Origin of the sequence: Vibrio sp. 10N.286.55.E10, from assembly GCF_002872555.1 — a bacterium.
In the GTDB taxonomy this organism is placed as follows: Bacteria; Pseudomonadota; Gammaproteobacteria; order Enterobacterales; family Vibrionaceae; genus Vibrio; species Vibrio crassostreae.
On sequence record NZ_MCSD01000010.1, the window covers coordinates 105,684 to 121,534 of the forward strand.

Below are 15,851 nucleotides of genomic sequence, written 5' to 3' on the forward strand. Positions count from 1 at the left end.
AATGATTTGTTGTTTGCTAGTATTTATTAGAGTTTTTCTGCTGATTTTTTAGTCTTTTATTGAGCGTGTTGATGCCCTCAATGTCAGCGTTTTGTGAGGAAGAGGTTTAGGATGGATCCTATTTTATATATCGAAGTTGGCGGGGTAACTTGGCAGGTATTTCCTGACGGTACTTGGCAGCCATTACCTGCTACGCAAGCGAAGGTCGATGGTGTGCAAGTTGTGAGTATTGAACCTCAGAGCTTGGAGCAGACTCAACCTCTGACAGAACCGCAAATAGAAGCGGTAGAACAACAGTTGGAAGAGGTTGTTCAACAGCTTGTAAACAACATTGAAAGCTCGCCAGAACAGCCGAGTGCTTCAAACGGCCAACCTAGCGCTAGTGCCTCTTTTATTGCCTATGTCCGATCTACACTCGACGAAACCCTGGCAGAAGCCGGTTTTGATACTCGACCAACAGAATATTTTGAAGACGACACAACTTCCAATGAAGGCAACCTCGACATACTTTTACCGAGTGCCGCGTTAACCGTAGATATTTTAGATGGTGGTGATGGTTACGAAAACCAGTTCGAAGTACCTTCAGTCACGATAACGGGGACCGCTGTTGATGTTCGAGACGGACGTACCGTTCTTCTAACGATCACTGACATTAATGGTAATACGGTAACCACAACGGCAATCACAAGCGATGAAACTTATGTGGTAAACGGAGTCGATCTCTCTTCACTGGCTGAGGGGGATCTTAACGTCGACGCGATCATCGCCGATGACTTTGGTAACAGCATTGCGGCCAACGACTCTACAATCAAAGACACCCTAGCCACAATCGATGTCGACTTTGATGGTTTTGGTGACGAGTTTTACAACCAATTTGAAATTGCCAACGGAGCGCTAGTCGGCACCGTTGCCAATGTTGAAGATGGTCAGACGATAAGCATTTCCATTACTGATAGCCAAGGCCTCACCCAAGAATACACAACGACCGTATCGGGTGGTACATGGACACTAGTTTCTCAAGATTATTCTAGCTTTGCAGAAGGTGATCTCACTGTCGTTGCTAGTACTGTTGATATTGCAGGAAACCCTACAACAGCGACCGATACCATCGTTAAGGACACGCTGGCGAGTATTACAGCAAGTGTTGATGATGGCGGGGATGGTGTTCTCAACAGTTTCGAAATCCAATCTGCAAAATTCTTTGGTACTGTACAAAATGTTGAGGATGGCCAAACGGTCAACATCCGAATTTCAGATAGCACCACCAACGTGATCGTTCTAACGGCAACGGTTGTGAATGGTGCTTGGTCTGTCGAAGGCGTCGATTTAACGAGCTTTGCAGATGGCAGTATTTCCATTGAGGCTGACACTATTGATATCGCAGGTAACCCAGCGAATGCAGTAAATAGTGCAGGGGGCATTGTTATTGATACTGTTTCGCCAGTTATTGATATTGATACGTTAGATGGCTTTAGTATTTTGGCATTCCGTAGTGGCCAACTTACCACCATGCAGGGTACAACCAATGTTGCAGAAGGGCTCCCAGTTTACATTGAAGTAAGCGATGGGACTCAGACCCTAGTCTTTGAAGGTATTGTTGATTCTGCGGGTAACTGGCTGGTAGAGAATATTGATATTTCTGCCCTAGATTCATCTTCGGAATGGATGATTGACGCAAAAGTTTTCAATACCGTCGGCAACGAAGCCATCGATGACATGCCAACGATTATTCTTCCTGAGTCTGTAGTGTTTTCGGAAAACGTCATCGGTATTTTTGGCGATGAAACACAAACATCCGATATCCGTATCGATTTTGCAGATTTGTCATTTGGTGATGATCAAAGTTTAGCTGAGTCATTAACTTCTCAAGGCTTAACGATCACTGTCGTGGTATCGGCTGACAAGCAAAGCTTGGTTGGAACACGAAGCGATGGCCAAGTTGTATTTGATGCCGCGATTTCCGGCAGTAACGTAAACATCAACTTCTATCAGGCGATCGATCAAGAGGCTGGTTTAGACTCAATTCAGACCGCTCTGGTCATTGAGGGTTTACAAACGGATGCGGATGGTACCACAGAGCTCGTTATTGGCCATTTACCTATTGTTATTAAAGATTCTGACCCACTCATTTTTGATGAATCTTATGAAGTTATTGAAGGTGAAGTGGTATCTGGCAATGTACTCAATAACGACATCGATCTTGATACACAGCTAACCATAAAAAGCGTTGAAGTTGATGGGTTGACACAAACAATATCAGGCAGTGCCCCTGTATCATTTACTCTTGATGAAGGTGTTTTAACCGTCTTTGCAAATGGTCACTGGACGTTTGTCGCCAACAGAAACTTAGATCACACCGTAGCTCAAAACATCACTTTCAACTATGTCGCAGGCGATAGCAGTAATGATTTCGGAACTGGTACGGCAGTCATCGATATTTTTGATGGTGATGCGGGGTTAGTTGTCGATGGGACAACGACCAGCTCTGAAGGTGACGTATCTGATGGAGTCCAAACTGTCGTCGGTCAGTTTACTGTTTCCGCAGGCTCAGATAATCCAGATCCCGCCTCGATTGTCTTTAATACCAATACCTTAGTGCAGCTAGACGCCTTGGGCTTAACGACTGGAGATGAGGAGTTCCCACTAACTTACACGTTAGCCAATGATGGTAAAACGATTACCGCACAAGCAAATGGTGAAACGATATTCACACTAACGTTGAGTGCGGTTGCTAGTGGTATTGATGTTCTCGCAGATGTCACATTAGTTCTAGAGCAGCCTATAAACCACCTGATCAGCAACGATTCTATTACCCTGCCACTTATCATTGATGGAGAAGACTTAGATGGTACTGCTTTAGAACAAGGGCAGTTTGATTGGATTATCCAGGATGGGGTCGATCCGGTACTAACTTCAACTAGCAATGCTGCTGTGGACGAATCTGATCTTATTAATGGCAGTGTTTCTGATACTGGTATGTTTAATCTCAACGTCGGGAGTGACTTTGTCGAGTCCGTATTTTTCGGTGCTGCAGATCAGCCGCAGTTATTTAGTGGCGGTGTACAGATCATTTATGTGGTCTCTGCGGATGGAAGTGAACTTACTGGCTATGTTGGTTCTGAAAGTGCTGACAATAAAGCATTCACCTTGAGCTTTATCTCTCCTTCAGGTGAGGCGGATACTGATGTTACTTATACTTTTGAACTCTTTAAGGGGCTTGACCAAGATAACATTACAGACCAACTTCCATTCGTTGTTACCGCCAAAGATGATGACAATGATGTAACCAAATTAACCTTGAATGTATCAGTGACTGATGGCGGTGAACCAACGATTGGTTCAGGAACGGTTGAACTGAGTGAAATTCCTGTTGCTGATAGCACACCGTCGGGAGTTGGCTCAATAGCAAACGTGAGCTTAGCCGTTACCGCAGGGAATGATCCACTGGTTTTCTTAGGTTTGGATGTGACTACGGGCCAAGCTGTTCTTGATAGCGATGGTATAGCGGTAACCAGCAATGGTGAAGCGCTGACTTGGCGTGATAACGGTAATGGTACCTTTGATGCGGTTCTTGGCAATGGTGATGCTGTTTTCAGAGTCAAATTACCAGATAGCTTCAGCCTTGAAGCCAATGGCTCAACAAGCGTTGATGTCGTTATTGAGCTGTATCAGTCCATTGATCATGGCTCAGGTTCTAAAGACACCGAGCTGACGATTCCAGCTTCTATCGTCACCATTGATTCCGATGGTTCTAGAGACTCGCAAGCGTCTGATATAAAAATCTATGACGGTAAAGATCCTGAAATTTCGGTGACTGGAGGCATCTCAGTTGATGAAGATGGTTTGCTAGGAGATGGTCAGCAAGTTGGAGTAGAAGATAGCAGCCCATCTTTGGGTATTATTGAGGGCTCTGATGATGTTGTCTCTGTCACTGTTAACACCGCTGCATTTGATGCACTAAGCTACACTAGCGCTGGGAAAGCGATCTCTCTTCAAGCTGTTGATTCTGATGGTTGGTATTACGGGCAAGATACTGACGGCAATAACGTATTTAGGATTCGCTTTAATACTGACGGGACCACTGAATTTGATCTCTATGCGCCACTAGATCATGCATATGGTAATAATGGTGAGAATAACTTAGCTCTTAATTTTGAGTTAGTGGTGAACGATGCGGATGGAGACAGCTCAGATCCTGCTACTTATTCCGTCAACGTAAAAGATGATGTGCCGACTGCTCGAGATGGTTCTATTGAAATGGTTGAGGGTGACAACCTTACTGGGCAATTCTTAACCGAAGAGTTCGCAGGTGCAGACGGCGCCGTCATTATTAGTTTTGACTATCGAGATGATACCTACACTTTTACCGATTCAATTACGTCAATCGAGATTGATTTGATTAATAGTTTTGATGGTTCCGTGTATGGTCAATTTACGCTTTATTCAGATGGCCGCTATGAATTAACTACAAACCCTGATGTAGCTACGAATCCAGATGATCCTAAGCTAGTAGATGAGATTAAGTATCGAGTCCGAGATACCGATGGTGATGAAGTCGATAGTACTGCGACACTTGTCCTCGATGATAACGAAGGTTTTATTCGTTATGAAGATTCTGAAACCACAGAAGATAACGATGCGATTATTGTAGTCAGTGTCTCAACGGGTGATATTGACCAAAGTGAAACCGTTACCGCTATCGAGTTTTCTGAAGCATCATTAAATGGCGGTAGTTTGTATCTTGATGGGGTATTGCTTCAAGTTGTAGACGGCAAGGTCACCTTATCTGGAAGCCAGCTGACGATGATTGATAGTCAGTTTACGGGGCCGAACGGGCAGTTAACCTATCGCCCTGCGCTTCATGAATCTAATACTACGTCGACGGTTATTTTGGCAATCAATGCCATCATTAGTACCGACACGGTACCAAAAGAGCTTACCGCTGATATTGCTGTTTCTGTTTTGCCTGTAGCCGATGCGCCGGATTGGTCAGACTCGGTCTTCACTTATCAATCTGTAGAAGATGACGCTGACCCTATTAAGCTTGATATTACCGCTCAACTCGTCGACCAAGACTCCTCTGAAGCACTGTCCTACACCATTAGTGGTATTCCCGATGGGTTAAATATCACCTTGAATGGAGCCTCAATTAAAGAGGGTAAAGCGTACACGCAGAACCAAATCGATAAAATGGAAATCAGAGCCGATGAAAACCTAGCGGGTCGATTTGAATTCGAAATTACTGCGATTGCCACTGAATCCGGAAACTCCTTCGCTGATCCTGCCGATAAAACGGCTGATAATGTTCATACTGTCATCGTAGAGATCTCTCCTGATGCGGATAAACCGATTCTATCTGTTAAAGATTACAAAGGTCTTGAAGATCAAAACATCTTCTTAAAGAATGTAATCAGTGGTGCGTTGACTGATGATTCTGAGTCGTTAAGTTATCAAATTGAAGTACAAGACGGGTGGGCGATTCAAGGTGGATTATTTGATCTAATTGGTCCCAACACATACCTGGTATCCGCTGAAGCGATCGAGAACGGTACTGCTTATCTAATACCAAAAGAAGACATCAGTTCATTTACAGAAGACCTATTCATTAACGTGACTGCTGTTTCTTATGAGTCGACCATTGACTCGTTAGACCCTGTTAATGTGACTGCGCTTAGCGATACTAAAACCATCAATATATTCCTTAGAGGTGTGGTGGATGAGCCGATCGTTGTGGATGGGGGCAATGCGCACTGGGAATACGATAGCGATACTAAAGTTATCAGCAATCAATCGGTGCTTAACGAAGATGGTTTAATTCGACTGGATTTTGTGGTCCAAACTTCGGACGACGATGTGTCAGAAGAGATCAACATACTGCTCACTAACATCCCTGAAGGCACTTTGCTGGTGGATGCGTTGGGTCAGCCCGTATCGCTAACGATTGCGTATGTGGATGATGTCACTGGGCCGGTATTCCAAGTCTCTAACGCCCAACTGAATGGCTTGTATCTCAAGCCAGTACCTGACTTCAGTGGTGAATTGGAGCTCACTGTTATTGCTATCTCAACGGAACCTGATGGTGATTCGGGCGAATTCCCGATGACCTTAAAGGTAGAGTTAGCACCTGTCGTTGATCAAGAAGATGGTCAAGTCGTTAGCACTCAAGGCATTGAGGATAGCCAAATTGGATTGAATCTAGAGCCATCAGTGAATCAAGATGTTGATGGAAGTGAGTCTTTAACGGGTTATGTGATTGACAGCCTTCCTGCTGATCTGACTCTTTATTTTGATGGCAGTGTAATTGATGTGCCGGTTTCAGGGTTAGATTTAGAAAGCTTATTAGACTCTACGACGCCAACACTGTCCGAGCTTTTAAGTAGCGGAAGACTGTCAGTCACCGCTACTGAAGATTTGAGCGGTACATTTTCGATCCCAATTACCTATGAAGTTACCGATACTTCGCCGACAGGCGCGACTGATGTAAAGGATATTTCAGGATCAATCAGTGTCACCGTAGATGCAAGGGTCGAGTCAGATACTCGTTTGGAGAGTTCTGGTCAGCTATACATTAGTGATGACGGTTCTCCAGTCAACGTGTCGGATGCGGTTACTTTTGTTGACGCAGATATGGATGGCTCAGAGTACTTGGATTATATCTTGATCGATGTGCCTGATGGCTATTCGCTGATTATCGACCACCCGAACGGAGCCGCTCAAGATATTTCAGGAAACTGGATTATCTCTGCAAACGGCCTGACGAGTGATTCTATCCAAGAACTGGCTCAAGAAATCTTAAGTGGCATGACGATCTCCAGCCCAAGCGACACCCCTGTGTTAGATATTGTGGTGCGTGCTCGTGTTATTGATGGCGAAGATTCGAAATATATTGATACCTCATTCCAAATTCAGATTACAGGCCATGACGGCGGGGGCGGTTCTTGTGACCCTGTTGGGCCTCCAAGTCCAATCCAACCAGATGGTGATATTAAAACGCCAGAAGGTGAAGATATCGACTTAACGGGCTTGCTAAATACCGATGTGGCGAGTGACCCTGACAATGAAATTTCTTTCTATATTCCAGCAGACTCACTGCCAGAAGGCGTAGAAATTTCTGGTGATGGTGTGATTGCAGAATACGACGCATCAGGTGAAATTGTTGGTTACTCGATTACTGCTGATGGCTTGTCAAAGTTAACCTTAACCGGGTTAGATGAAGATTTTGCTGGGTGCATCGACTTTACGATAGAGACTATTGAAACCTCGCCATGTAACGGTCAGACCGTCACCACAGAACAGACCATTAGCATTCAAGTTCTACCTGTTGTTGATGACATTACGGTGGAAGCTGACTCCACTACAATTAAAGAAGATACAGCGACAGACCTTAACCTTGAGCTTGTGTTAGGTGACAGTGTCGAAGACGGTCAGCTAATCACTGGTGAGGGCAACAGTGCGACCGGTAAAGAGACCGTTAACTCTTTAACCATTACGGTATCAAACGGAGGAACTCTATCGGAGAGCCCTTCCGATACAGGTTTGTTGGTTGATAATGGTAACGGTACATGGACGGTTACAGACCCTAGCCGATTGAGTGATGTGTTAGTCACACCTCCTGAACATTACAGTGGTGAGATTACCCTGACTGTGACAGCCAATATTACCGATGAGGCTGATTGTGTTACTGAAACCGATACGCAAGATAAAACCACAGTGGTGACTATCACTGTTGAGCCAGTCGCGGATGAGGCTAATTTGGTCACACAAGACATTATTGGTGATGAAGACACTTATATCTCATTGTCCTCACTCAGTGCAGAACTGATTGACCAAGATGGCTCTGAAAATATGTCTTTGGCACTAAAAGGTGTGCCTGAAGGGGCTGTCGTTGCGATAAAAGTGGGGGACTCATATGAGTTGGTTCCAAATAACGGCGCAGATGGCGGTACCTTCAACGGCAACCCTACTTATGAGTGGCAATTAGATCCAAGCCAGTTGGCTAACTTAGTGATTATGCCGCCAAGAGATTTCAGTGGTGATATGGACCTTGTGCTTGAGGCCATCACTCAAGAAATCGGCACCACTGAAATCCGCTATACCGAATCTGACTTTACCGTTGGTGTGAACCCAATTGGTGATAAGGTGGAATTCTTCGACTTACCTGAACAGATGACTGGCAGTGAAGATGAAGGCATTGTTATTCCACTTGATGCTAATAGCTTCGAGACCAACAGTGATGAGTTCTTATTAATTACAGTCACAGTGAATGGGACTTCTGATCCTTCGGGTTTAATTGGGCTTGATAGAATTCGTATTGGCTCTGAAACAAGCTCTTTCACTAATGTTGGCGGCATCATACAGGCTACGATCCTCGTTAAAGCAAGTTCTGTTGATGAGCTTGAGTTCTTTGCCGGAGACGCTTGGGGTAACCTCGATATTACGATCACTGGTCAAACGGTTGACCAAAATACGGTGCTTGGTAATTTGGTCACAGATACTGGCGAACCAAGTTCACAAGATATGACTTTGGTAATTACACCTGAGCCCGATGCTCCTTTGCTAAGCCTTGAATACCCATCAATTGTCGCTGAAGCGAGCGGCTCGATTCCTCTTGGTTTAGACCTTTCTCTCGTTAATCCTGCTGATTCCGAAGAGGGTTTTATTACCATCTATGACATCCCAGCAGGTTTAACTTTCTCGCATGGTTCTATGGTCGATGGTCAGTATGTCGTGGAATTAGCGGATGTGCCTAATTTAGCGATTACCGGGGGCTACAACAGTGGTGATCAGTTTGATCTAACGATTGAGCCATCAGCCGAAATCGGCAATAACCAAGCAGTAGGGCTCCCGCAAACCGTATCGGTTGAATTTGTGGCGGAAGGTGACTCTACGATTACCGCGACAGACGATAACGACTTGTTGATTGGCGGTACCGGCTCTGACAATTTTGTGTTTGAATCATCAGGTTTGGGCAGTGCTGGGGCACCAAGTTACGATGTGATTCAAGATTTTGATGCGTCGCCAGACACTGATGCGATTGACCTGACGAGTATTCTAGGTAGCTTGGATCTTAGTACTGGAGTACAAGCTCGCAATTACTTAGACCTTGAGGAGTCGGGCGAAGGCGTAACCATTTCTATCAAGCCTAATGGTGACGAAGATGTTCAACAAAACACCTTGTTGGCTGATGTCACGTACGACGATTTGTATCAAGGTGATAGCAGCAGTGTTTTAGAAGCACAAATTTTACAAAAAATGATAGATGACAACAACTTAACGCTGTAAGTTAGATGTACGGTCTATAAAAGGATGTTTAGATTGGTAGAACAAAAAGACAGCTGGCTAGGTTGTGTAGAGTGGTTATGTGAGCATTTTAATGTTCGAAGCCATCCTTCCAAAATAGTGTCTGGCCTACCTTTAGTCGAAGGAAGGCTCAATGAGTCCCTTTTCCCAAGAGCGATTGAGAAATCAGGCTTGACTCTGAGTCATGTAAAAAAAGAGTTGCTGACTCAATGTCAGTTTCCGGTTGTTGCCGTTAATTCTGCGACAGGGATGCCTCTTGTCGTCACCCAAAGTTCCGGTGTTGACTTTCATGTATTGGATTGCGGAACCAATTCAAGCCAACAAACCCTCTTAAAAGATTTGGTTACTCAAGTGGAACCGTATGTGTGGCAAGTGGGTGCTCAAGCGCTTGATGATGCTCGTGTACAATCCCATGAACGCAGTGACAGTAAATCCAACACTCGTTGGTTATGGCGTGTCGTCAAAGAAGTGAAACCTTGGTACCGAGACCTGTTTATCGCTTCGTTCTTGATTAACGTATTGGCGCTAGTCGTTCCGCTCTTTACCATGAACGTATACGACCGTGTGGTACCAAACCAAGCGTTCAACACTCTTTGGGTACTGGCCGCCGGTGTGGGTATTGTTGTTGTTTTTGATTGGGTATTGAGAAGCTCACGAAGCTCTGTGACTGATATGGCGGGGCGCTATATAGACAACAAGTTGTCTTCTCAACTGTTCTCTAAAGTACTCGGTATGAAGTTGGAAAATCGACCTCAATCGGTAGGTGCATTTGCCAGACAGCTTCAAGACTTCGACAGCGTGAAAGACTTCTTCACTTCCATCTCTTTGGTCACGTTAGTCGACTTACCGTTCACCTTGTTGTTCCTGTTCCTTATCGGTTGGCTCGGTGGGGCGATGATGTTCATCCCAGTTGCCATCATGTTGGTGCTGATTGTGTTGAGCATAGCGATGAAAGGCAAAGTCGAGAAAACATTCGATGAAACCGCGCGTTTATCAACACAAAGACAAGCGCAGCTGTTTGATTGTTTAACGACCCTTCCGGACATCAAACAAAACAACGCGGAAGGTATTACTCAAAAGCGTTGGGAGCAGACTATTTCATCGCTTTCTCAATGGCAGACTCAATCTCGTCATTACTCAAATATCGTGACGCACTCTATTCAATCCAGTCAGCAGATTGTCACCATTACTCTGATCATCTTCGGTGTGTATCAAATCTCAGAGGGCTTGCTAAGTATGGGTGGGTTAATTGCTGTCGTGATGTTGAGTGGACGCGCTGCAAGCTCGGTGAATCAACTTTCTCTTTTAATGCTGAGATTCCAACAAACACGATCGGCTGTTGAAGGCCTAAATCAGATCATGGAGCTACCTCAGGAAGAGTCTAAGCACCAAGTGATCGATAAGGGCGACTTTGATGGCGGGGTTAGGTTGGATGAAGTCACATTTACCTATCCAGAAACTCAAAGCCCAGCGTTAAAGGAAATCTCTCTTGAGATAAAACCAGGTGAACGTGTTGGCCTTGTTGGTGCAGCAGGTGCGGGCAAAACAACCCTACTATCGATTGTTGCTCGTCAGTATTTACCCACAACAGGTCAAGCTTTCTATCAAGAAATCGATGGGCAATTATGGCCAACCAGTGTCTTGCGCAGTGGCATGGGCTGGGTAGGGCAAACCACTAATCTTATCTTTGGCAGTGTTTACGACAACGTCACGCTTGGTGCGACTAACGTTGATGAAGAGAAGCTAAGGCAAGCTCTACAACAGTCGGGTTTGAATGGTTATATGGGACGCTTAAGCAATGGCTTAGAAACGCCAGTTGGTGAAGGTGGCCGATTGCTTTCAGGAGGCCAACGCCAAGCTGTGGCTATCGCAAGGGCGCTTTATCGTTGTCCAAAGCTATTGATCATGGATGAGCCGACCAGCGCACTTGATAATCAAGCCGAGATACAGTTCTTCAATGCACTACAAAGCATGCCTAGAGAAACTTCAATGTTAATCAGTTCGCATAAATCTTCGTTCTTGATGATGTGTGATCGAGTGGTTGTGTTGGATAAAGGTCAGATCGTAGCTGAGGGGGAACCAAAAGATATCCTCTCTCTACAGAAGAAAAGCGCTCCCAAAGGAACAAGTCGTTTTAAGACGGTTTCAGTGGTGAAGGGAGGTCGTCATGAGTAATGATATTCAGTGGACCAACAATCACTTGGCATTCCGTTCTCGTAAGCTGATCTGGCTCAGTGCATTATTGATTGTGTCTATCATCGGTTGGGCGACATGGGCAACCCTTGAAGAGGTCGTAATCGGTGAAGGCAAAGTTGTACCTAGCCTATCAGTACAAACCATTCAGAGCTTAGAAGGCGGCCTTGTTCAAGAGATCATGGTAAGGCAAGGTCAATCTGTGGTGAAAGGTCAGCCTCTGGCTAAGTTGGAAGACACGCGTTTTAAAGCCGCTTTTTTAGAGTCGGCTCAACAAGCGGATACCTTGCTTGCTCAGCAATTAAGGTTAAAGGCTGAATTGTCGACGGTTGTTTTAAATAACGATGCGAAAGAGTGGTATGAGCGAGTGGTCTTGGTGCCACAAGATATCGCTGTTGATGTATCAAGTCATCCCGCGTTAATGAACGCAAAAGCGAACTACCGAGAGCGTTTAGGTCAGTTGAAATCGGAGCTCGAAGAGGCAGCACTTCGCATCGAGCAACAAGACCAAGCGCGTGTCGATACGCTAAATAATATCCAGACCTTAGAAAGTAGTCTCGATATCGTTATTCGTGAGCGCAACATGCTCAAAGACGTGGTCGCGAGCGGTGCGGTTGCTGAGGTTGAACTGCTGAAATTGAACCGCGATGTGGTGAAGCTAAAGGGTGATATAGCCAGCTCAAAAGTAGCGGCTCAAAAACAGATAGCCGCTTACTCAGAATCGATAGCTGACCATCGCAGCATCGCACTCGATTTTCGTGCCAAGGTACAAGGTCAATTAAATGAGGTGGCCAGTAAAATCGCGCAATTGAATGAAAGCCAACAGGCTATTGCCGACCAGCTGAAACGAACGGAAATTTTAGCGCCCGTCGATGGCACGGTGAAAGAAATATTTGTTCGCACTATTGGCGGTGTGGTGAGGCCGGGTGAACCAATTATTGAGCTAATTCCGTCGAACAGTCAGTTGATTGTTGAAGCCAGAATCTCGCCACAGGATATTGCATTTGTGCATAAAGGTTTGGGCGCCACGATTAAATTCTCAGCTTATGATTTTGTCATTTATGGCGGGCTTAAAGGCGAGGTGACTTATGTCAGTGCTGATGCTCTGCAAACAGAAGATGGTAACGCCTATTACCGAGCCCATATTCAGTTAAACGAAGACCAGCAACAAAACTCTGCCTTTAGCATTATCCCAGGGATGCAAGTCGCGGTTGATATCTTGACCGGCGAAAAAACAGTATTGAGTTATTGGTTAAAACCTATTTTACGAGCTAAGGAAAACTCACTTCGCGAGCGATGAAGTGGGTTAAAGCATAAATATAAAAGGAAGTGTAATGCATTCAAAATTCTTACTCTCTTCTTGCTTACTGATGAGCGGGCTGTCTCAAGCAGCCTCATTGGAAGAGTCCGTGGCCTTTGCCATAGACTATAGCCCAGAGATCTTGGCGCAGTACTCCCGATACCAATCGGTGATAAGAGACGGTGACGCTGCAGGCGGTTTGTATATGCCGCAAGTCAATTTGTACGCGGCGGCAGGTTATGAAGAGACGCGTTATAACAGTGGTAGCAAACTCGACACCGATGACCGTGGTCTAACGCGAACGGAAATCGGCGTTAAAGTTTCCCAGTTACTATTCGATGGTTTTAAAACAACGTCGAATGTTGACCGACTCACGTTCGAAGCCGAAGCAGAACGTTTAACCCTGATTTCACGTGCTGAAAATGTTTCGTTAGATGTGGTGAGAAACTACCTCGAAATTCTGAAAGCTGAGACGCTGCTTGAACTGTCTAAGCGTAACGTAAAAGAGCACCAAGAAATCTATCAAGACATCCAAGACAAAAAGAGCAAAGGCCTGAGTAGTAACTCGGATCTGGCTCAAATATCTGCTCGTGTTGCGACGGCGCAATCTTCATTGATAGCAGCTCAGAACAACCTGTTTGATTTGCAAACTCAGTACCTACGTTTAGTGGGCAAGCCTGCTGTGAACTTGGTTTATCCCCGTTTTGATTACGCTCTATTACCAAGCTCAGCACAGGTCGCACTTGAACAAGCTGTCGAGAATCACCCAGAAATCAAAGCCTCTTTGCTTGATATCGATGCCGCTCGTAAAGAGATGCGTAGAGAAAAAGGTGATTACTATCCAGAAGTAAAACTGGAACTTCATGCTAATAAAAATGACAACGTGTCTAACCCACCGGGTGGTGTTGATGAAGACGCGAAAATCATGCTCACCATGGATTATGATCTGTTTAACGGCTTCTCTACCGACTCTCGAGTGGAGTCGTCAGCGTGGCGTGTTGAAGAGGCAAGAGCGATTCGCGTGAGAACCGAGCGTGAAGTGAAAGAGGGTACCCAACTTGCTTGGAACGCCTACAAGATGCTTGAACAACAAAAGTCTCTACTTCAACAGAATGTGGACGCGGCCAAAATTGCAGAACTGGGTTACATCCAACAATTTAATGTAGGCAGACGAAGCCTATTGGATGTGCTGGATGCAAAAGTGGAAGTGTTCTTAGCTCGAAGAAACTTCATCAGCACAGAATATGATCAAACGTTAGCAGCATACCGCGTACTGAACGCGATGGGCATGTTGACCTACGCATTAAGGGTTGAACACCCAGAAGAGTGGCAAGGGGAGAACAAGTAATGAGATATTTTAAACTAGCGCTACTTAGTTCTATCTTGCTAATGGGTTGTGCAGAAACGCCCGACACGACAATGACTCGCCATCAAATTGATGATCTAGCGGATGATGACCGTGATGGGGTGATTAACCAACGCGATCTTTGTGCTGATACTCCAGAAGGCGTGACGGTAGACATTAAAGGCTGTGCCAATTGGAAAATCGTCGAAGATGTTGAAGTGTTAAGCGTGGCATTTGATTTCGATAAGCATGACCTTAAACCTGAACATACTGCGGTACTCAATGAACTTGTTCGTTTACTGGGTGAACAGCCAGATGCATCGGTGACTTTAGTTGGCGATACCAGTTCAGAAGGTACAAACACTTATAACAAGGCACTGGCGAAGAAAAGGACTGGCGTGATTCGAGATGCACTGATCGACAGAGGCATCGATGGTGAGCGAATTTTCGAACAAGAATTTACTCAGATAACCAGCTTAACTCAGCATCTTCATAAGCGTAAGCGCAGGACCATTGCAGTGTTAAAAACAGAAAGCATGGAAGTGAATCCATCTTGGAATATCTTCACCTCAGAGATGCAGCTCGACAGTAACAGCGATGTGGAATCCAAGACATCGATTGATCCAGTAGGAGGCCAGTAATGAAACGTCTATCTAATAAACCGGGCTTACTGCTTGCTGCTGTACCTATGTTGTTCTCGGCATCGACGTTTGCGAATGATGCCAGTGAAATTGGTTTGGTCGCGATTGAGCCGAATATGCAGGGTCTTGTTGAAGACTTACTCAAGAGCCAAGAGATTGACCTAGAGATCTTGTTGAGTGACAGCGTACCAGAGCAGATGATCATGCAACGCTCACGTGTTGGTATTACTTCCAAAAAGTGGACTGACAAAGAAATGGCTAGGTTCGACATGCGCTACGGCTATAGACCGACAGAGCTGATGTTTACCGCTGACGTGATTGCGATTCTAGCGAATGAGAATAACCCAGCAACATCCATCAGTGTTGCCGAACTTATCGATGTGTTTGGTTGTTCTAACGACCCTAAACATCCCAAATGGTCACCAAGCAGTGATATCCGTAATGGTGAAAGCCTAGATACTCATATGCTGCCCTTCGCAATTGATCATAACCTGAAGGGGCATAACACCTTTTCAAGTTGGGTCGAGTGTGGAACGGAGGGAGAATATGCCCATACTCAGTTCTTAGCGGATTTACCTGATCTGATTAACAAGATTGAAGACGAAGATGCCGCGATTGGTTACACCGTCTACTCAGATCAAATCTCGGATGTGAAATGGCTGAGTGTGGTTGATAATCTTGGGGTGAACTACGACTTAAACAAAGAGACGATTCTCTCTGGTCGTTACCCATTAGCCACGGTTTATTACATGTACCTGAATATTCCAGCGCATCGTAAAGGGTTTACTGAGCAAGAGAAGTTCTTTGTTGGACTGACTTTGTCGGAAGAGCATCAAAGCGTGTTGAACCAATACGGCTTCATCAGTTTGCCGCCAGAAGCCATTCAACGTAATAAAGTAAGACTATCGCTTGAAGAGCCTGTAATAGAAGGTGGCTATAAATAATTGGTATGATGTGTTGTATGTAAATCGTCGGGATGGTACTGTTAGTCCCGTAATGGTTCTCGACGTGACGGATTACGTTATTCGGCGATAGAATTTATCTAGCGGGCATGTATGCCCGTTTTTTTTCG

Annotated in this window: 6 protein-coding genes; all 6 read left to right on the plus strand. The window is 45.1% G+C overall.

The features are described 5' to 3' along the window. The first annotated feature begins 111 nt into the window (after positions 1 to 111). The 6 genes from BCV39_RS07910 to BCV39_RS07935 are packed head-to-tail and all read left to right on the plus strand — an operon-like array spanning position 112 to position 15,723. Positions 112 to 9,282 (plus strand): RTX toxin, encoded by a 9,171-nt coding sequence (locus BCV39_RS07910; protein ID WP_102433094.1) that lies wholly within the window; start codon positions 112 to 114, stop codon positions 9,280 to 9,282. Positions 9,283 to 9,315: 33 nt separating this feature from the next. Then, positions 9,316 to 11,475 (plus strand): type I secretion system permease/ATPase, encoded by a 2,160-nt coding sequence (locus tag BCV39_RS07915; protein WP_102433095.1) that lies wholly within the window; start codon positions 9,316 to 9,318, stop codon positions 11,473 to 11,475. Further along, entirely contained in the window at positions 11,468 to 12,793 is a 1,326-nt protein-coding gene (locus BCV39_RS07920; RefSeq protein WP_102433096.1) for an HlyD family type I secretion periplasmic adaptor subunit, read from the plus strand. The genes BCV39_RS07915 and BCV39_RS07920 overlap by 8 nt, the downstream gene beginning before the upstream one ends. Positions 12,794 to 12,827: 34 nt before the next feature. Next, the gene (locus tag BCV39_RS07925; protein ID WP_102433097.1) at positions 12,828 to 14,141 is read left to right on the plus strand and encodes a TolC family outer membrane protein; all 1,314 of its coding nucleotides are present in this window, start codon (positions 12,828 to 12,830) and stop codon (positions 14,139 to 14,141) included. Further along, the gene (locus BCV39_RS07930; RefSeq protein ID WP_102433098.1) at positions 14,141 to 14,779 is read left to right on the plus strand and encodes an OmpA family protein; all 639 of its coding nucleotides are present in this window, start codon (positions 14,141 to 14,143) and stop codon (positions 14,777 to 14,779) included. The genes BCV39_RS07925 and BCV39_RS07930 overlap by 1 nt, the downstream gene beginning before the upstream one ends. Further along, complete coding sequence (locus tag BCV39_RS07935; RefSeq protein WP_102433099.1) at positions 14,779 to 15,723, plus strand: substrate-binding domain-containing protein; 945 nt, start codon at positions 14,779 to 14,781, stop codon at positions 15,721 to 15,723. Before BCV39_RS07930 ends, BCV39_RS07935 begins: the two co-directional genes overlap by 1 nt. The last annotated feature ends 128 nt before the right edge of the window (positions 15,724 to 15,851 follow it).

Coding starts and splice junctions, on each gene's coding strand:
- BCV39_RS07910 (WP_102433094.1), top strand. CDS start 112: ATGGATCCTATTTTATATATCGAAGTTGGCGGGGTAACTTGGCAGGTA.
- BCV39_RS07920 (WP_102433096.1), top strand. CDS start 11,468: ATGAGTAATGATATTCAGTGGACCAACAATCACTTGGCATTCCGTTCT.
- BCV39_RS07925 (WP_102433097.1), top strand. CDS start 12,828: ATGCATTCAAAATTCTTACTCTCTTCTTGCTTACTGATGAGCGGGCTG.
- BCV39_RS07930 (WP_102433098.1), top strand. CDS start 14,141: ATGAGATATTTTAAACTAGCGCTACTTAGTTCTATCTTGCTAATGGGT.
- BCV39_RS07935 (WP_102433099.1), top strand. CDS start 14,779: ATGAAACGTCTATCTAATAAACCGGGCTTACTGCTTGCTGCTGTACCT.